Annotated in this window: 13 protein-coding genes and 2 pseudogenes; 7 read left to right on the forward strand and 8 right to left on the reverse strand. The window is 63.0% G+C overall.

Going from position 1 to position 19,251, the window contains the following annotated elements; genetic code table 11:
- Positions 1–60 precede the first annotated feature (60 nt).
- Together ACQ4WS_RS21375 and ACQ4WS_RS21380 are read left to right on the forward strand one after the other, a co-directional pair.
- On the forward strand, positions 61–2,073 hold the full coding sequence (locus tag ACQ4WS_RS21375) for a S9 family peptidase (RefSeq protein WP_436479031.1): 2,013 nt from the start codon (positions 61–63) through the stop codon (positions 2,071–2,073).
- Between the two features lie 130 nt (positions 2,074–2,203).
- Complete coding sequence (locus tag ACQ4WS_RS21380; RefSeq protein WP_436479032.1) at positions 2,204–2,494, forward strand: DUF6916 family protein; 291 nt, start codon at positions 2,204–2,206, stop codon at positions 2,492–2,494.
- A 75-nt stretch (positions 2,495–2,569) separates the two neighbouring features.
- On the opposite strand, the gene ACQ4WS_RS21385 is transcribed toward ACQ4WS_RS21380, so the two are convergent.
- The 3 genes from ACQ4WS_RS21385 to ACQ4WS_RS21395 are packed head-to-tail and all read right to left on the reverse strand — an operon-like array spanning position 2,570 to position 4,335.
- Positions 2,570–3,103, reverse strand: coding sequence for a phage tail protein (locus tag ACQ4WS_RS21385; RefSeq protein WP_436479033.1), 534 nt, complete (start codon positions 3,101–3,103; stop codon positions 2,570–2,572).
- Between the two features lie 36 nt (positions 3,104–3,139).
- Positions 3,140–3,673, reverse strand: coding sequence for a phage tail protein (locus ACQ4WS_RS21390; RefSeq protein WP_436479034.1), 534 nt, complete (start codon positions 3,671–3,673; stop codon positions 3,140–3,142).
- Positions 3,674–3,705: 32 nt separating this feature from the next.
- The gene (locus tag ACQ4WS_RS21395) at positions 3,706–4,335 is read right to left on the reverse strand and encodes a phage tail protein (protein ID WP_436479035.1); all 630 of its coding nucleotides are present in this window, start codon (positions 4,333–4,335) and stop codon (positions 3,706–3,708) included.
- A 497-nt stretch (positions 4,336–4,832) separates the two neighbouring features.
- Between ACQ4WS_RS21395 and ACQ4WS_RS21400 the strand changes: the two genes are divergently transcribed.
- A complete protein-coding gene (locus tag ACQ4WS_RS21400; protein ID WP_436479036.1) occupies positions 4,833–11,048 on the forward strand; it encodes a putative Ig domain-containing protein in 6,216 nt (2,071 codons plus the stop codon).
- A 312-nt stretch (positions 11,049–11,360) separates the two neighbouring features.
- On the opposite strand, the gene ACQ4WS_RS21405 is transcribed toward ACQ4WS_RS21400, so the two are convergent.
- The 4 genes from ACQ4WS_RS21405 to ACQ4WS_RS21420 form a co-directional block, all read right to left on the reverse strand.
- Complete coding sequence (locus ACQ4WS_RS21405; protein WP_436479037.1) at positions 11,361–11,966, reverse strand: hypothetical protein; 606 nt, start codon at positions 11,964–11,966, stop codon at positions 11,361–11,363.
- 142 nt (positions 11,967–12,108) lie between these two features.
- A complete protein-coding gene (locus ACQ4WS_RS21410) occupies positions 12,109–14,193 on the reverse strand; it encodes a methyl-accepting chemotaxis protein (protein ID WP_436479038.1) in 2,085 nt (694 codons plus the stop codon).
- A gap of 57 nt (positions 14,194–14,250) precedes the next feature.
- Positions 14,251–15,042, reverse strand: coding sequence for a TorF family putative porin (locus ACQ4WS_RS21415; protein ID WP_436479039.1), 792 nt, complete (start codon positions 15,040–15,042; stop codon positions 14,251–14,253).
- 227 nt (positions 15,043–15,269) lie between these two features.
- Positions 15,270–15,692 carry a hypothetical protein gene (locus tag ACQ4WS_RS21420; protein ID WP_436479040.1) on the reverse strand — a complete coding sequence of 141 codons (423 nt, stop codon included), beginning with the start codon at positions 15,690–15,692 and terminating at the stop codon, positions 15,270–15,272.
- 28 nt (positions 15,693–15,720) lie between these two features.
- Between ACQ4WS_RS21420 and ACQ4WS_RS21425 the strand changes: the two are divergent.
- Both ACQ4WS_RS21425 and ACQ4WS_RS21430 read left to right on the forward strand, forming a co-directional pair.
- Positions 15,721–16,182, forward strand: a pseudogene (locus ACQ4WS_RS21425) (L-lactate permease); the annotation flags it as partial.
- Positions 16,183–16,247: 65 nt separating this feature from the next.
- Positions 16,248–16,382: a hypothetical protein gene (locus ACQ4WS_RS21430; protein WP_436479041.1), complete on the forward strand. Its 135-nt coding sequence runs from the start codon at positions 16,248–16,250 to the stop codon at positions 16,380–16,382.
- On the opposite strand, the gene ACQ4WS_RS21435 is transcribed toward ACQ4WS_RS21430, so the two are convergent.
- Positions 16,379–16,612, reverse strand: a complete 234-nt coding sequence (locus tag ACQ4WS_RS21435) for a DUF3563 family protein (RefSeq protein ID WP_219114448.1) — start codon at positions 16,610–16,612, stop codon at positions 16,379–16,381. The genes ACQ4WS_RS21430 and ACQ4WS_RS21435 overlap by 4 nt on opposite strands.
- Positions 16,613–16,983: 371 nt before the next feature.
- On the opposite strand from ACQ4WS_RS21435, the gene fucP reads away from it, so the two are divergent.
- Positions 16,984–18,288, forward strand: a complete 1,305-nt coding sequence (gene fucP / locus ACQ4WS_RS21440; RefSeq protein ID WP_436479042.1) for an L-fucose:H+ symporter permease — start codon at positions 16,984–16,986, stop codon at positions 18,286–18,288.
- A 483-nt stretch (positions 18,289–18,771) separates the two neighbouring features.
- A pseudogene (locus ACQ4WS_RS21445) lies at positions 18,772–19,251 on the forward strand (group II intron reverse transcriptase/maturase); the annotation flags it as partial.

A 19,251-nucleotide genomic window follows, 5' to 3' on the forward strand; every position in this document is an offset into this window, starting at 1 on the left:
ATGATTTGCTGGCACATGCACGTGTGAAGTTTCCCTTCATTCATCAACCATGAGGTATCCATGATTCGCTATGTCCTGCCTGTCCTGTTGTTCGCCAGCGCACTGCCGGCGCACGCGCAAGTCCCTGTCAAGGAAACGCCGCTGATCGAGCGGGCCAAGCTGTTTGGTAATCCCAGCAAGTCCGGTGGCAAGCTCAGTCCCGATGGGCGGTGGCTGTCGTGGATCGCGCCGCGCGATGGCGTGCTCAATGTGTGGGTGGCGCCGGCCAGCGACTTGGCGCAGGCGCGCCCGCTGACGGACGAAAAGGTGCGGCCCATCCGCAGCAGCTTCTGGTCGCCTGATTCGACAACCCTGCTGTTCATCCAGGACAAGGGCGGCGATGAAAACTTCCTGCTGTACGGCGTGAACGTGGCGAGCGGCAAGCAGATCAATTACACGCCGTTCGAGAAGACGCGGGTGCGGATAGTCCAGATCAGCAGCAAGGTGAAGGAGCGCATCCTTGTCGGCATCAATAACCGCGATGCGCGCTGGCACGACGTGTACAGCCTGGACCTGGCCAGCGGCAAGCTGACCCTGGTGCAGCAGAACGATGGCTATGGCGGCTTTGTCGCCGATGAACTGCTGCACTTGCGCATCGCCAGCAAGGCGCGCGCCGATGGCGGCATGACGTATTTCCGCTTGAAGGATGGCAAGGTCGAGAGCACGCCGCTGGCCGAAGTCGGCCTGGAAGATGCCCAGACCACGGCGCCGCTGGCGTTTACGGTCGACGGCAAGACCTTGTACTGGACCGATTCGCGCGGCCGCAATACTTCGGCGCTGCTGGCGCAGGACGTGGCCAGCGGCAAGACCACGCTGGTGGCGCAAGACCCGCGCACGGATATCGCCGATGCCCTGTACGACACGCGCACGGGCCGGGTGCAGGCCTATACCGTCAATTATCTGCGGCAGGAATATCTGCCGCTGACGGACGAGCTGAAAGCCGACCTGGCTTTCCTGAAGAAAAATACGAAGGGCCAGTTCACGGTGACGTCGCGCACGGATGCCGACGATAAATGGCTGGTGGCAGTCGACGCCGTCACGGCGCCCCCATCGAGCTGGCTGTACGAGCGCAAGACCAAAAAGCTCACGCGGCTTTACGTGACGCGTCCGGAACTGGAAGGCGCGCCGCTGGTGCCCATGTATCCGCAGCAAATCAAGGCGCGCGACGGCCTGAACCTGGTGTCCTATCTGACCTTGCCGCAGGCATCGAAGGCGAGCGCCGGCGGCGCGCCATCGCAGGCGGTGCCGATGGTGCTGCTGGTGCACGGCGGCCCGTGGGCGCGCGATACGTATGGCTACAATGGCTATCACCAGTGGCTGGCCAACCGCGGCTACGCCGTGCTGTCGGTGAACTTCCGCGGCTCGACGGGCTTCGGCAAGCAATTCATCTCGGCCGGCGACCTGCAGTGGGGCCGCAAGATGCATGACGACTTGCTCGACGCGGTGCAATGGGCCGTGACGAGCGGCGTGACCACGGCCGACAAGGTGGCCATCATGGGCGGCTCGTATGGGGGCTATGCCACTCTGGCCGGCATGGCGTTCACGCCGACCACGTTTGCCTGCGGCGTCGATATCGTCGGCCCGTCGAACCTGTTCACCTTGCTGCAAACCATCCCGCCGTACTGGGAAGCGGGCAAGCAGCAGTTCTACAAGCGCATGGGCGACCCGACCACGGAGGAGGGCAAGGCGCTGTTGAAGGAGCGTTCGCCGCTGAATTTCGCGCAGAACATCCAGCGCCCGCTGCTGATCGGCCAGGGCGCGAACGACCCGCGCGTCAACGTGGCTGAATCGGACCAGATCGTGGCGGCCATGGCGGCCAAGAACATTCCCGTCACGTATGTGCTGTTCCCTGACGAGGGCCATGGCTTTGCCCGGCCCGTGAACAACATCGCCTTCAATGCGGTGACGGAAAACTTCCTGGGACAATGCCTGGCTGGCCGTGCAGAGCCGATCGGCGCCACTCTGAAGGCGTCCACCGCGCAGATCAAGCATGGCGCCGAGTTTGCACCGGGGCTGGAGGCAGCCATGCAGTAAGCGGTAATGCCGGCGGGTGCTGTCGATGCGCAGTACCCGCTGGCAAATTCCGCATTAAAAGAGTTTCAATGAAACAATGATTCATTTAGAATAAGTCACTGTCCTGTATCTACCAAAACGGAAGCGCACCATGGATATACTGACCCTCGAGCATTTTGCGCCGCGCCTGAATGAAACGTTTGTCTCGGTCAGTGACGGCAATGCGCCGTTCGTCCTGGTGGAGGCGAGACCACTGCCGGCAGCGACCTTGCAGGGGATGCTGCGTTCGCCGTTCAGCTTGCTTTTTCGTAACTCATCCGCCATTCTCTTCAACCAGAAAATTTTCCAGCTGCAGCATGATGCTTTCGGTGAAGTGGGGATTTTCCTGGTGCCGGTGGCGCGCGACAACCAGGGCTTCCTGTACCAGGCCGTGTTCAATTAGGCGTGCGCGCCAGTTGCTGGCGCGCTCAGCGGCGAGGCAGGCTGTGCGCCTGCCTCGCTCCCCATCCCGTTGCGTTCAATCGAAACGGGGAAATTCCCCCTGCAGTGCTATGCAATAGTTTAATGCCAGCAAGGGTTGGCGGTTTTCGTGTGACTGGCTGCCACCGCTCATGCCAATGGCATTGGGTGCCAGCGTGGTATCGGGCGTCACGGAAACCGTCATGGCCGCCGTCTTGCTTGGTGCCAACAGCAGTGCGTTTGTTAACGGAGCATTGCTTTGCAGACTGGCCGTGGGCTGGCGGTTGACCGTCATGCCATGCCGGTGCGACGGCAGTTGATCCGTGGTCAGCGACACGCCAGCGCTGCCAAAGGGTGCGCCAATGTCACGTGCTGCCAAGCCTGGTCCCGTACCTTGGCTGCAGGCGGAGCGCCCGACGATATTGGGGAGTTGGAAGGTGCTCGTGCCATTGCCACCGTAGGTGGTGCCAATCAGTGCAAATAGCGTGGTGTACTGCTGCAGTGGCAAGGTGGCGCCGTTGCACAGCGCCCAGCCTGATGGTGGAAAATTGAAACCGAAGATCTGAATCTCGCCGATGAAAGGTGATGCCACGATTGTTCTCCTGTGAAGTCGGATGGACTGCCGTCATTACTGTTGCGTAGGGTAGACCCCTTCATAGGCAATGCAAAATGACACGGCCAACGTTGGCATGGCGTTGTCATGCGGAAGGTTGTTACCACGCAGGCCGCAGGCGACGTCCGACAGCACCGTCGGCGTGGCCCCTGTCGCACTGGTCGCGTACATATTGTCGCTGTTGGTGGCAGCCCCCAGCACCAGCGTCGGCCCTGGCGTTGCGGCAGTGGCAGTGGCGTTGGTGGCGAAATAGGTGTGAGTATGTTGAGGAATCTGGGCTGTTGTCAGGGTGACTTGTTCGCTGCCCCCGGTTTCGCCGATTATGCGCGCGGTGAGACCCGGTCCTTGCCCCTGGTGCAAAGGCAACCGGCCGCGCAAATCCGGCACGCCAAAAGTGTTCTGACCATCGCCACCATAGGTGGTGCCGAGCAACATGAACAACACTTCATATTCAGAGATGGGTTTCAGGCTGCCGTCGCAGGCAAACCACCCAGTGGGTATGCGTGGAAAGGCAAACTGGCGAATTTCACCTACATAACATTGGGACATGGATGTACTCCGTTAACAAGGTGGGATGCGGTTTAGTTGCGCGATGGATAAACACCACTCAAGGCAATGTTGAAATTGATGACGCGGAAAGGCTGCATATTGTTATGCGGGCCATTGCCGCCAACGCTGCCCAGCGTCTGCTGCGCCAGCGCCACTTGCTGCCCTGATGCTGCGGCATAAATTGATTCGGCCCCGCTGCTGGCATACAGTGCGCCAGCGGGATTCTTGACCGCCCCCGCAGCCGTCAGTGCGCTGGCCGCATGGTTGTGCATTGGAAGCTGGGTGGCTAGCAAGGTGACAGTTTCCGAACCGGTCGGTGTGCCCTGAACGAGAGGGGCTGGTTGCCAGTTCCCGTCGGCAGAGGCTCCTGAACCGAAAGGCGCGCGACCGCGCAAGTCGGGCAAGGCAAAGGTTGTTTGCCCGTTCCCGCCGTACTGCGTGCCCAGCAGGGAATACAGAGCGGTATTTTGCTGGATGGCCATGATTTGACCGCTACAAGCCGCAAATCCTCTTGGTGTGAAGCCAAAACCCGCCATCATGATTTGGCCTACAAAGACGTCAGACATCGCATTTATCTCCCCATAACTATTGTTAAATGGAAAACAGATTAATACTTTCACCGGCAGTAATTTATTTCTACTAAAGCAACTATTTTTTTGCAATAATTTTTAGTTGCTTTATTTGCTACTCGTAGTAGCATAAGTTAATGCAAAGCAAGCGTCAATAAAATTGGGAAGCATTTTCAGACCCGCTGGCGGTGGCTGAAATCCACGTAAATGGTGGCCGTGATGGCGCAGGGCTTGGTCCAGACTTTCCTCATCCAAAAATGTATCGAAGGAAAATGATGTTTCCAAATCTCCGCAAATTGAGTTGCCCGTCCCCTGTCAGTGGTGTGAATTTCTGGACTTCTGACAGGTGCCCCGTGTCGCGTGCCGCGCTCTTGCCGCCCTGGCTGATGCGCGTGGCGGTGACCGTGCTGTTTTTCCTGATGTCGTCGTGGTCGCATCATGCCGTTGCTGCCACTACCTGCCAGAACCCAGTCAACATCACCATTGCGTCAGGGGGGTTTGTTCTGCAGGACTACAATCCCAATCCTTGTACTTATGGTCTGATGCCCATACAGGTTGCGCCGTTGCATGGTGACATAGTCCAGGATCCGGTGAGCACGAATATTGTGCACTATGTAAATAGAGCGAGCGACAATGCCACCTTTGATACCTTTACTGTCGGTGACGATAGCCTGAACCCCATCGTCTATAACGTCACGATATTGCCCAGTACCCCGGTTGCCGGGGCAGTCAACGCCACGGTGGCCTATGGCAGCACTGCTAATCCGATTACGCTGAACCTGAGCGGCGCCGCGGCGACTTCGGTGGCGGTGGCGTCCGCTGCCACGCACGGTACGGCGACGGCCAGCGGCACCAGCATCAGCTATACGCCGACGGCCGGTTACGGCGGCAGCGACAGCTTTACCTACACGGCCAGCAACGGCGTCGGCACTTCGGCGCCGGCCACCGTGACGATCACGGTCAGCGGGCCCACCATCACGCTTGCTCCAAGCACCGTGACTGCGGCAACCGTAGGGACGGCTTACAGTCAGAACGTGACGGCAGCGAACGGCACAGGGCCATACACCTATGCGATCAGTGCGGGCTCCTTGCCGGCCGGGCTCAGCCTGAATACCGCCACCGGCGCGCTGTCTGGCACGCCGACTGCCGGCGGCGTCTTCAACTTCACCGTGCGCGCCACGGACAGTTCAGCGGGCAGCGGCCCGTATTCGGGCGCGCGCGCCTACTCGATGACGGTGGCAGCACCGACGATCACCATCGCGCCAACGATCATGCCGGCGATGACGGTCGGCGTCGCCTACAGCCAGGGCATCACTGCCGCCGGCGGCACGGCCACCTACAGCTATGCCGTCACAACTGGCAGCTTGCCCGCAGGCCTGAGCCTGGCGTCGAACGGTACCTTGTCGGGCACGCCGACGGCAGTGGGACCATTCAACTTCATCGTCACGGCCACCGACAGCAGCACCGGCAGCGGACCCTACACAGGTTCGCGCGCGTACTCCGTCACAGTGGCGGCCGGCGCGCCCATAGCTGGCAATGTCAACGTGACGGTGGCTTACGGCAGTAGCGCCAACCCGATTACGCTGAACCTGAGCGGCGGCGCGGCGACATCGGTGGCGGTGGCGTCCGCTGCCACGCACGGTACGGCGACGGCCAGCGGCACCAGCATCAGCTATACGCCGACGGTCGGTTACGGCGGCAGCGACAGCTTTACCTACACGGCCAGCAACGGCGTCGGCACTTCGGTGCCGGCCACTGTTACTGTCACGGTCAGCGGGCCCAGCATTACGATTACGCCAAGTAGCGTGCCAGCGGCAGCCGTGGGTAGTGCTTACAGCCAGAACGTGACGGCAGCGAACGGCACAGGGCCATACACCTATGCGATCAGTACCGGTTCCTTGCCGGCCGGCTTGAGTCTGAATACGGCCACCGGCGTGCTGTCAGGCACCCCGACGGCCGGCGGCGTCTTCAACTTCACTGTGCGCGCCACTGACAGTTCGACGGGCAGCGGTCCGTATTCGGGCGCGCGCGCCTACTCGATGACGGTGGCAACACCGACGATCAGTATCACGCCGACGGTCATGCCCGCGATGACAGCCGGCGTCGCCTACAGCCAGGGCATCTCTGCCGCCGGCGGCACGGCGACGTACAGCTATGCCGTCACCGGCGGCAGCGTGCCCACGGGCCTGAGCCTGGCGTCCGACGGTACATTGTCGGGCACGCCGACGGCAGTGGGACCATTCAACTTCATCGTCACGGCCACCGACAGCAGCACCGGCAGCGGACCCTACACAGGTTCGCGCGCGTACTCCGTCACAGTGGCGGCCGGCGCGCCCATAGCTGGCAATGTCAACGTGACGGTGGCTTACGGCAGTAGCGCCAACCCGATTACGCTGAACCTGAGCGGCGCCGCGGCGGCCTTGGTGGCCGTGGCATCGGCACCTGCGCACGGTACGGCGACGGCCAGCGGCACCGGCATCAGCTACACGCCAACGGCAGGTTATTCCGGGCAGGACAGTTTTACCTATACGGCCAGCAACGCCGGTGGCACGTCGGCGGCGGCGATCGTGACGATCACGGTGACGCCCGGCGTGCCCATTGCCGGCGCCGTCAGCGCGACGGTGGCGTATGGCAGCGTTGCTACTGCGATTCCATTGAATCTGAGCGGCGGCGCGGCGACGTCGGTGGCCGTGGCATCGGCACCTGCGCACGGTACGGCGACGGTCAGTGGCACCGGCATCACCTACACGCCGGCGGCAGGTTATACCGGGCAGGACAGTTTTACCTTTACGGCCAGCAACGCCGGTGGCACGTCGGCGGCGGCCACCGTGACGATCACGGTGACGCCCGGCGTGCCCATTGCCGGCGCCGTGAGCGCGACGGTGGCGTATGGCAGCAGCGCCAATCCGATCACCCTGAACCTGAGCGGCGGCGCAGCGACGTCGGTGGCCGTGGCATCGGCACCTGCGCACGGTACGGCGACGGTCAGCGGCATGAGCATCAGCTACACGCCAACGGCAGGCTATGCCGGGCCAGACAGTTTTACCTATACGGCCAGCAACGCCGGCGGCACGTCCGCGTCAGCCACAGTGGCGGTCGCTGTGGGCAATCCTAGCGTCAGCCTGACCCCGGCCAGCTTGCCCAATCCGACAGCGGAAGTGCTCTACACTACGACACTGACGGCAGCGGGCGGCACGGCGCCGTACACCTTCAGTGTCAGCAGCGGCAGCCTGCCTGCCGGCTTGAGCCTGAATACGGCCACCGGCGTCCTGTCCGGCACGACGAATGTAGCCGGCAGCTTTACCTTCAGCTTGCGTGCCAGCGACAGCAGCACGGGGACGGGTGCGCCATTCAGCGCGAGCAACAGCTACACGTTGAGCGTTGCCGCCCCCGTAATCACGGTGACGCCGGCAACGTTGCCGGCGCCGAAAGTGGCCACGGCGTACAGCCAGCAACTGACGGCCAGCGGCGGTGTCGCTCCCTATGCCTATACGGTGTCGAGCGGGAGCCTGCCCGCAGGCCTGACCCTGAGCAGCAGTGGTTTGCTGAGCGGCACGCCAACGGCGGCCGGCAGCTTTACCGTAACCGTGCAAGCAGCCGATGCGCACCAGTTCACCGGCACGCAAAGCTATACCCTGGTGGTGTCCTCCGCCACGCTCAGCCTGACGCCTGCCACCTTGCCGAATCCAACGGCGGAAGCGGCCTACACTACGACGCTGACGGCAGCGGGCGGTACGGCGCCGTACACCTTCAGCGTGGCCAGCGGCAGCCTGCCCGCCGGCCTGAGCCTGAACGCGGCCACCGGTGTACTGTCCGGCACGACCAATGTAGCGGGCAGCTTTACCTTCAGCCTGCGCGCCAGCGACAGCAGCACGGGCGCGGGTGCGCCGTTCAGCGCCAGCAACAGCTATACCGTGAGCGTGGGCGCGCCGAGCATCACTGTCACGCCGGGCACCTTGCCGGCGGCGACAGTGGCCACGGCGTACAGCCAGCAACTGACGGCCAGCGGCGGTGTCGCTCCCTATGCCTATACGGTGTCGAGCGGGAGCCTGCCCGCAGGCCTGACCCTGAGCAGCAGCGGTTTGCTGAACGGCACGCCGACGGCGGCCGGCAGCTTCACCTTGAGCGTGCAGGCGGCCGATGCGCACCAGTTTACCGGTACGCAAAGCTATACGCTGACCGTGGCGTCGGCGACACTCGCCCTGACGCCGGCCAGCTTGCCCAACCCGACGGCGGAAGCGGCCTACAGCACGACCCTGACGGCAGCGGGCGGCACGGCGCCGTACAGCTATGCCGTGGTGGGTGCCTTGCCTGTCGGGTTGACCCTGAACGCATCCACCGGCGTGCTGTCCGGCACGACGAACGTGGCGGGCAATTTCCCGTTCAGTATCAAGGTCACGGACAGCAGCACGGGCGTGGGCGCGCCGTTCAGTGCCAGCAACAGCTATACCCTGGCCGTCGCCGCGCCAACCTTGAGCCTGACGCCGGCCAGCCTGGCGCCCATCCGTGCCGGCGACGCGTATAGCCAGACCTTCACGGCGGCCGGCGGCGTCGCGCCGTACGCGTATTCCGTCAGCAGCGGCGCCTTGCCTGCCGGCCTGGTGCTCGATGCGGCCAGCGGCGTATTGAGCGGCACGCCGACCCCGTTCGGCAGTTTCGCATTTACCATCAGCGTGGCGGACGCGAACCAGTTCACGGTGCAACTGGCGTTGACCCTGCAGGTGAACCAGGCGCCGCCGCCGGTGCCGAATGAAACGGCGACCACCTCGGCCAACCAGGAAGTGAGCCTGACGATCGCCTCGACCGATGGCAGCCCGATCACGGGCGTGACCATCGTCACGCCGCCGCAGCATGGGATCGTCACAGTGGTGTCGAGCGGTGCCTCGGCGCGCATGGCGCGCGCCGTGGGCGCGAGCTTCAAGGTGACGTATGTGCCGAATGCCAACTATTTCGGCCCGGACGCCTTCAGCTACACGGCCACTGGCCCGGGCGGCACGTCCGCGCCGGCCACGGTCAGCGTGACGGTAGCGCCGCAGCCGGTGCCCCTGCCTGTCGCCAAGACGGCGACGGTACTGGCCGGCACGCCGGTGACGTTGAACGTGACGGAAGGCGCCACGGGCGGGCCATTCACGGCAGTGGCCATTACCACGCAACCGGCCAGCGGCACGGCCGTCGTCAATGGCATGGACATCGTCTATACGCCAGGTATCAATACCAGCGGCGACGTCAGCATCGGCTACACCGTGTCGAACGTGTTCGGCACCTCGGCGCCGGTGACGTCGACGATCAGCGTCAATCCGATGCCGCAGGTGGCCAGCCAGAGTGCCACGGTGGTGGCGGGCCTGACGGTGACGGTCGACCTGACGGCGGGCGCCACGGGCGGCCCGTTCACGGCGGCCAATGTGCTCAGCGTGGCGCCGGCGGAGGCGGGCAAGGCGGTGGTGCGCGACGTGGGCACGGCCGGCAAGCCGTCGTACCAGCTGAGCTTTGCGGCCTCGGGCAAATTTGCCGGCGCAGCCGTTGTCAGCTACACCCTGAGCAATGCCTTTGCCACTTCGAAACCGGGCGTGGTCAACGTCACCGTCACGGCGCGGCGCGATCCGTCGGTCGATCCGGAAGTGATCGGCTTGCAGGCGGCGCAAGCCGATGCGGCGCGGCGCTTCGCCACGGCGCAGCTGTCGAACTTCACGCAGCGCCTGGAAAGCCTGCATGGCGACGGCTGGGGAAGGTCCAGCTTTGGCCTGAGCCTGACGCCGCCGAACGACAGCGGCAACCCGACGGCAGCGCTGGCGCGCTGGCAGGCGGACGAAGCGGACCGCGTGTTTGGCACGGCGGTGAAACCGTTCATGCGCAAGGCGGCCTTGCGCCAGCCCGATACCGGTTTCAGCAGCGACCGGCAACAGGTGGATGTCAGCCAGGCAACGAATGGCTTGCCGGACATGCCGCAAAAGCCGGACACGCAGAAGCAGGCCTTGTCGCTGTGGCTCGGTGGCGCCGTGGATTTCGGCCAGCACTATGTGAATGGGCGCGAGACGGGCTTCCGTTTCCGCACCAACGGCGTCAGCGTGGGCGGCGATTACCGCCTCAGCGACCTGGCGACCCTGGGCGTGGGTGCCGGTTTCAGCCATGACCGCAGCGACGTGGGCCAGAACGGCAGCCGCAGTACGGCCGACAGCGCCGTGGCGGCCGTGTATGGCAGCCTGCGTCCAAGCAAGGGCGTCTTCCTTGACGGCGTACTCGGTTACGGCACCTTGCAATACGACGCGTCGCGCTACCTGACCGATGGCAGCGGTTTCGCCACGGGCGAGCGCGACGGCAAGCAAGTGTTCGGCGCGCTGGTGGGCGGCATGGAGATGCGCCATGAGACCTGGATGTGGTCGCCGTATGGCCGCGTGGAACTGATGTCGGCCAAGCTCGATCCATACACGGAGAAGGCGGCGGGCATCAACGCCCTGAGCTACTTCAAGCAGACCGTGCGTTCGCGCATCGGCGCGCTGGGCGTGCGGGCAGAGGGCATCTATGTGGGCGGCCTGGGCACGTGGTTCCCGCGCGCGCGGCTCGAGTACCGGCACCAGTTCCAGGGCGCCGATGATGCGCGCCTGGCATATGCCGACCTGGTGGCCGACGGCCCCGTGTACGTGATCCGCACGGTGCCGCAGCAGACGGGCAACTGGACGGCGGGGCTGGGCGTGAAGTTGCTGCTATCGAACGGCATGACGATCACCTTGGACTACAACAGCAATCTGAACATCGATAGCGGTCGGACCCAGTCGGTGATGTTCGGTATCGCCATGCCGCTCAAGTAATCACGTAGTCAGGCGAGACCTGAGCGCCGGCCCGGAGTCAATCCGGTCCGGCGATTTTTTTGTCCGCGCGCCGTCACAGCGTCCACGGATAGTCTTCCGCGCCAGCGACTATGCCGCCCAGCAAGGCCTGATCGCGTTCGGCATGGCGGCGTGGGAAGGCAGGGGGAAGGTATGCTGCGACATGGCAAGCCCTGTTTTTTCAACAGAATAGCTTTCTATTTTTGAATGTTTATTCGATCCTGCACAGACGCTCGCCAACGGACGCGTAGCCATGCAGCTGCAGGGCCACGGGCCCCGCAGCCAGTCCCGCGCCTATTTTCTTACATACAGCGTGTCGGGCACATAACTGGTGCCGTTATGCGAGAAGGTGTAGAGCTTGTTGTCGCGCAATAGAACGCCACCTTGGATGGTTTGCGCCGGGCGCATGCCTTCGTCGAGCAGGCAGGTGGAGCCGCCTTCATATTCGATGCACCATTGCTGTTTGCCATCTTTCTTTACGTATTGCACGCCAGGCCCCGTGACGTTGAAGGCATAGGCGGGAATGGACAGGTTCAGCTTGTCGATGCGCACATGGGTCGCGGCACCATTTTCCGTCAGTTTGACCAGAACGTCGGCCACGCCATCCGGCGTCGCGCTGATCTTCGCGGTCATGCTTTCCGTCCCCAGCAAGGTGCCGCTGCAGTCGGCCTTGAGATAGGTTTCTGTGGTGGAGGTCAGTTCCATCGCGCCGCTGCCATCGGCCTTGGCTGCGACGACCATGATCTCGCGCTCATGGTCGTCGCATGGCGCTTGCCAGGTGCCGACGTAGGCGGCCAGCGCCGAGCCAGCATTGGCATTGCCTGCATCACTGCCGCCACCGCCGCAGCCTGCCAGCAGTGCGGTGCTCGATGTCAATACTATTGCCACAACTTTTTTCATGCCCCATCCTTTCATGCCGGCAAGCATGCGTGCCGTAGGCGCGGCAACAGTATAAAAGGATGGATGGGTGGCAATCCTCACCGAATGTATTCGTGATTTGATTTAAATCAAGAGCAATGCGCTGCCGGCAGGCGTGGCTTGCTTAAAACTCTTCCCAGTCATCACCGGCTGGCGCCTTGGCTTGCGTTCTTTCTGCGGGCGCCGGTTTGATCGAGGCGAGGCGCTTGCCTGGCGGAGCTGCCTTGACGGCGGGCGGCGTGCGCGGCGTTGCCACCGTCTTCACTGCCGGCGCCGCTGCTTGTTGCTGTGCGCCCAGCTTGAACACGCTGACCACTTCGGCCAGATGGCTGGCCTGGTCTTGCAGGCTTTCGGCGGCCGCTGCGGCTTCCTCGACGAGGGCCGCGTTTTGCTGCGTCACGCCATCCATCTGCGCCAGCGCCTGGTTGACCTGGGCGATGCCGTCGCTTTGCTCGTTGGTGGCGACGCTGATGTCGGCCATGATGGCGGTGACCTTGCGCACACTGTCGACCACTTGCTCCATGGTGGCGCCCGCCTCATCGACGAGCTTGCTGCCGGCCGCCACCTTGCCCACGGAATCGTCGATCAGCAGTTTGATTTCCTTGGCTGCCGCTGCCGAGCGCTGCGCCAGGTTGCGCACTTCCGTGGCGACGACGGCGAAGCCGCGCCCTTGTTCGCCCGCGCGCGCCGCTTCCACGGCCGCGTTCAGGGCCAGGATGTTCGTCTGGAAGGCGATGCCATCGATGACGCTGATGATGTCGACGATCTTGTTCGATGAGTCATTGATCGACGTCATCGTTTCGATCACCTTGCCGACTACTTCGCCGCTCTTTTGCGCTACGCTGGACGCGGAAGCGGCCAATTGATTCGCTTGGCGCGCATGGTCGGCGTTTTCCTTGACGGTGCCCGTCAGCTCTTCCACCGAGGCGGCCGTTTCTTCCAGCGAGCTGGCTTGCTGTTCCGTGCGGGCCGACAGGTCGTTATTGCCTTGCGCAATTTCCGCGCTGGCACGGGCCACGTTGTCGGCACTGGCTTGCACTTGCAGCAGCACGGCGTGGATCTTTTCCACGAAGGCGTTGAAACCCTTGCCGATCACGGCCAGCTCGTCGGTACCCCTGACTTCCAGCTTGACGCGCAGGTCGGCATCGCCGCTGGACAGGTCTGTCATGGTGCGGCCCAGGGTGCGCAGGGGGCGCGTCAGCTGGTTGACGACGAGGATCAAAATGCCGGCCGTGGCTGCCGCGCACAGCAGGGCGACGATCAGGGTGTAGATCATCAGGTCGCGCGCCGAAGCCGTGGCCACGCTTTTCGGGAAATTCAATTCCACGCTCCAGGGCGCGATATCGGGGTGGATCTGCAGCGGTTGCAGCAAGTGGATGTAGCCCTTGTCGTCCTCGTATTCATACGCCTGGCCCTGGCGTACTTTTTCCAGGCCGGCGGCCGGCACGTCGTCCGCCTTCTTGCCCAGCCGCTCAGGCGCGGGGTGACTGGCGTACAGGCCGCCGTTCGAGATCAGGGCCAGCTTGCCGCCCTCGATCACTTTCAGGCCGGCGAGGATTTTCGCCAGGCGCGTGAGCATGAAGTCGGCGCTGGCCGTGCCCTTGAAGCTGCCGTCGATCATGATGGGCGCCACCAGCGAAGCCATCAGCACATCCTTGCCATCGACAGGGTAGATATACGGTTCCGTAAAGAAGGTCTTGCCGGTGCGCTTGGGCACGTCGTACCAGTCATTGGCGCCCGGTTTCGGGTCGAAGACGATGGGTTCGACTTGCAGCTTGCCGCCGGCGCCGCGCGTCCAGTAGGGCATGAAGCGGCCGCTGGCGTCGTAGTTCGGTTTCTGGTTGGCAAATTCCGCATCCTTGCCGTCGAGCGCGTCCGGTTCCCACGTCACGGCTGCGCCCAGCAAGTCTTCCGAACTGGTCAGCGTCGCCTTGGTCAGCTCATTGATCTGATCGCGCTGCAGGGGCAGGCTGGCGCTCTTGGTGCCGCGCATGGCGCCGGCCAGGCTGGAAACGCTGGCCAGGTTGCTGGAGATGCGCGCCTGCAGCGCGCCCGCCACTTCGCGCGCCGACGTGCGCGCCAGTTCCAGGGCGGCCGCTTCGGCGCTGGCGCTGCTCTTGTAGCCGATTACCGCCGCCGTGACGCCCAGGCTGAGGATGGCGAGCGCGGTGGCGGCGACGCAGATTTTACTGTTCAGTGATAGTTGCATGAGGCTGTTCCTTGATGGGGAGAGGTATCGGTGTCTCGGGCGTCGCGGGTAGCGCGCCTAGAAAGTCTTGCTGACGGCCAGCACGAAGGTCGTCGCGGCCGGGTTCGAGGTATCGAACTGGCCGGCCGCATTCGGGATGCCCAGCGTGTAATGGTCGTAGGCGTCGGTGGCGCCCCAGGCCCGCGTCACGGCAGCGCTGGTGCTCCAGCCGCCGTCGAAGGCCCTGGTGACGCCGACCTTGGCGTCACGCCAGTTCCACATGGCATTCCCGGCGCCCGCCACCCGGCCATTGCCGGCGTGCAGGTTCAAGGTCCAGGCGTTGCCCAGGTCGACATTCGCACCCACGTCCAGGTAGCCCGTGCCGCGCGCATTCGTGATGCCGAAAAAGTCGCGCGTGACGGTATGGTTGTACTTGGCGTACAGCATCTTGTAGCTGAGGCCCAGCGACAGTTCGCCATAGTCGTACTTGACACTGGTGGCGTGGTAGACGGCGCCCGGATACTTGTAGTAATACGCGAGCACGCTGTAGCCCAGTACGCCCAGCGTGCCGCTGTAGCCGCCGTACAGGTCCCATTCGATGGTCGCATCCTCGATATAGCGGTCGCTGACGGTGGAAGCCCAGGTGCCCAGCGACCAGCCGCTCGTGTGCGCGTAGTCAATGCCCGCCTGCAGGGCCGGCTTGCCCCAGGTCTGGCGAAAGCCGCGCGAAATGTATTGCGAGGTAAGGCTGGCATTGGCGCTGAAGGTGGCGGCAGGGCTTTCCGTGGTCTGTGCCTGCGCGGGCAGGGCGGCCAGCAGGAAGACACAGCCCAGCAAGGATGTTGCAGGAAAATGGTGGTGCGATGGCATGGCAGGCAGCTCCGTATTTGCTGGCAGCGGCCGTCCAGGCACGTTGCCCTGATGGTGCAATAAAAATGCGGAATGGACTTTGCGCAAGCAAGGCGACGCCGTCTGCATGCTCGCAGGAACATGCACACATTCTCACCAAACGTAACTGAAAGGATAGGCGCTAGGACTAGTGGAAGTCAATAAAGTTGCGCTGCGGAAATCGTAAGTTGTTGTTTCTTGGAACTTTTTCATGCGCCTGTCACATCTGGCCTGCCACGGCTGGCTGCCTGTTGCAAGCTGGCCAGCAGGTCGGGCAAGGCCGCATGCAGGGCATGCACGTCGCCGCTCTGCAGCCCGGCCTGCATTTCCACCAGGCCCGAGGGCTGGCCCCAGACGACCTTGGCGCTGAGCCGGGCGCCGGCGTCGAGGCCCGTGACGCTGACCAGCAGGGCGACTTCTTCCGCAGCATCCTCGGGCACGTCCTCGAGCAGGCAGGAAATGCCGAAGTGATAATCCTCGAAGGCGCTGGCCGTGCCGCTGGAAAAGGCGAACACGGAGGCGAGCACCTGTGGCGCGGCGGCCGCAAGTGGCGCCAGGGCGGCGCGGAACAGGGGCAGCAAATCGTTTTCCAGCTGGAGTACCAGCGGATGGGTGTGGCTGAGGACGGTCATGGCAGGACGGATCAGTTGGCGGCGCGCGATGGTAGCAGTTTTTGCCGCCGCCGTGCGCGCCTCTTCGGGCTGGCTGGCGCAGATCGCTTCGCACAAGGGGCTGCGCCGCAAAGTGGGGCGTCGCCCCTTCCAGCACGCGGCGACATTCCAGGATATCGTCGCGCAGGGCTGGCTGGGCGTCTTCCTGACGGGCTCCGACGCGTCGGCGAATGCCTTGTTCTACTCCCTGCAAAACACCACGGCGCACCAGATCGGCGTGTCCGATACTTGGCTGGTGGCGGCCAATACGACGGGCGGCGTGACGGGCAAGATGATTTCGCCCCTATCGATCGCCGTCGCCTGCGCCGCCACTGGCCTGGTGGGCAAGGAATCGGACCTGTTCTGCTTTACCTTGAAATACAGCCTGTTGTTTGCCGTGATCATCACCATGCTGCAGGCGTACGTATTCACTGGCATGATCCCGCACTGCGCGATCCGTAGAAGTACGTAGTAAAACTAGATGAAGTGATAGCGAAACGTGCAAAATGTCATGGAAATGACCTGATGCACTGCAACATGGCGACGCTTCCCGGCGCCATGCCGGGCGGCCGCCTGTTGCCGCATACCCATCCGGCGCTCAAGCGCGAGGCGAGCAGGATGGGGCTGGCGATGGTCTTGCTGGTAGTGCTTGCTTCCGGCCCAGGATATTAACGGCTCAGGCCGCTCATCCAGCTTGGCTGCGGGTTGGCGCGGGCCAGTTCGCGCATACGGTATTCCAGATCGTAACGGTCGGTCGATTCGGCCAGGTAGGCTTCTTCGTAAGCGCGTTCGCGGCGGTCGCTGCTGTGGTTCAGCCAGGCACCCACGCGCTTGGCGGCGTGGACGAGGGTGGCGACGATATTGCTGTTTTGCGTGGTGTGATAGCTAAATGCGGTAGACATGGCAGACTCCTTGTGTGGCGTGCCGCGTTGTGCTGCACTGCAATATAAGTATAGCGATTTCAAGTTATAAGGCTACTTTTGATTTCAAATGTCAGCTATTCATTTTTAACATAACAGACGGGAAAGCTGCGCAGTACGGGGCTTTAAGGCATAATGCGGGCGCAGTATCGTAGTTTTACTACAAGACTGTTTTGTCCTCGATGTTGTTTTCAGACGCAGCCCGCAGGCGTGCCGCGCCCACAAGACATCATTCTGGCGAGAAACGGTCGGCCGTGCGCCTGCCGCGCGCGCGACACGCCATGCCTGCCCCCGTATCGCTGATGGCAGTCATGGCCCACGCTGATATCTTGGAATTGAAAAATGGAGAAGGTATGGAATACGTAAAGCAAGGCCAGGGCGTACCGCCCGCACAGGCCGGCACGCAAAACAATACAGGCGCCCTGATCATTGTCACGGTGCTGTTTTTCATGTGGGGACTGCTGACATCGCTCAATGATGTGCTGATTCCCCATCTGCGCTCGGTCTACACCTTGACCTATGTCCAGGCGATGCTGGTGCAGTTCTGCTTCTTTGGCGCCTACGCCATCGTCTCGCTGCCGGCCGGCATGCTGATCAAGAAGATCGGCTACCAGCGCGGCGTCGTTGCGGGCTTGCTGATCGCCGCCGCCGGCTGCGCCATGTTCTACCCGGCGTCCACCGGCAGCTATGCGCTGTTCCTGCTGTCCTTCTTCATCCTGGCGGCCGGCATCACCGTGCTGCAGGTGGCGGCCAATCCCTACGTGACGGAACTGGGCGACCCGCAGACGGCGTCGAGCCGTTTGACTCTGACGCAAGCGTTCAACGCGCTGGGCACCACCGTGGCGCCGGCCCTGGGCGGCATGCTGATCTTGTCGGGTACCGTGCTGACGGTGCAGCAGTTCGACCTGCTGCCGGCAGCCGAGCAACTGGCTTACCGCGCCAAGGAAGCGGCCTCCGTGCAAGGCCCGTACCTGGTGCTGGCCGCCACGCTGGTGATCCTGGCTGTGCTGTTCGCGCTGGCAAAATTGCCGAAGATTTCGCATGCCGACGATGCGGCCGCCCTGGCGCAAGATGGCCACAAGGTCTCGATCTGGTCGCACCGCCACCTGGTGCTGGGCGCGCTGGCCATCTTCCTGTATGTGGGCGGTGAAGTCAGCATCGGCAGCTTCCTGATCAACTTCCTGGGCGAGAGCCATATCGCTGGCCTCAGCCACGCCGACGCCGCGTATTTCGTCAGCTATTACTGGGGTGGCGCCATGCTGGGCCGCTTCGTGGGCTTTGCCGTGATGCGCTATGTCAGCCCGGGAAAGACCCTGGCCTTCAACGCCGCCGTCGTCATCGCGCTGATCCTCGTCGCCGTGTTCTCCAGTGGTCACACGGCCATGTGGGCATTGATCGCCGTCGGCTTGTTCAACTCCATCATGTTCCCGACCATCTTCAGCATGGCCCTGAACAAGCTGGGTGCGCAAACGGGACAAGGTTCGGGCATCCTGTGCATGGCCATCGTCGGCGGCGCCATCGTGCCGTTCATCCAGGGCTTCCTGGCCGACCACATCAACCTGCAGCTGTCCTTCCTCGTGCCAGCCCTGTGCTACACCTTCATTTTGTACTTCGGCTGGAAGTACGCCAGCATGTACAACGACGACGCCGCCAAATAAGCCGCGCAGTCGCGATCAATCAAAAGGGTGGCCTCGGCCACCCTTTTTTACGGTGCGCCCGGCAGGGCGCACTCACTGGGAGGTGCAAGTCCTCTACTCGCCCGACAAGGGGAAGAGTTAGCTGAACGGCAAGGGTGCCGCGGGCGACTGCGGATCTGGAGGAAGCCGAAGGCAAAGCGCTGGCCTGACGAACAGGAAGCGGATATGAGGCGACGCAGTCGGGTGAGATGTCCGTTATCATCAAAGCCCCAAACTTGTACGGAAGGCTGCGACGTAAATCCGACAGGCATAAGCGTGAAGGTGAGTGCGCAATACCCGGGGAGATCTGCATGCGTGCCTTGTGCTACCGACATCGAGAGGTGTCGGGATGCGTATGCAGAAGTCAGCAGAGGGCATAGTAGGTCGAGGACAAAGGCGGCAAGCCGATGAGAACCTGACCGAAGGCCCGAACATTGAACAACGCGATTAGGACATTCGACCTCGATGCAAATCGGTGACGCAACAAGGCAGGCAACTGCGCCAGATGCAGAGCTAGATGACCGGATGTCATCGATGGCTGCCACTGGTGCCGAGATTGGCACGGCGGCGAATGGGCAAACGAAAGCGGAAGGACTGCGGCAGATGGACGCCGTGGTGGGACGTAACAACCTGTGGCGAGCGTATGAGCGGGTCGTGCGGAACAAGGGATCGGCAGGAGTCGACGGACTCACCGTGAGCGACTTCAAGGCATGGCTGCAACAGCACTGGCCAAGCGTCAAGGCAGCATTGCTGGCGGGTGACTACATGCCAATGGCGATACGCAAAGTGGAAATACCGAAGCCGAATGGCGGGGTACGGACACTGGGTATCCCAACGGTACTGGACCGCCTGATCCAGCAAGCGCTGCTGCAAATTCTGCAAGCAGATTTCGAGCCTGAATTTTCCGAACATAGCTATGGGTTCCGACCGGGCCGCAATGCGTGG

Source organism: Janthinobacterium leeuwenhoeki (assembly GCF_051380795.1).
Lineage (GTDB): Bacteria > Pseudomonadota > Gammaproteobacteria > Burkholderiales > Burkholderiaceae_D > Janthinobacterium.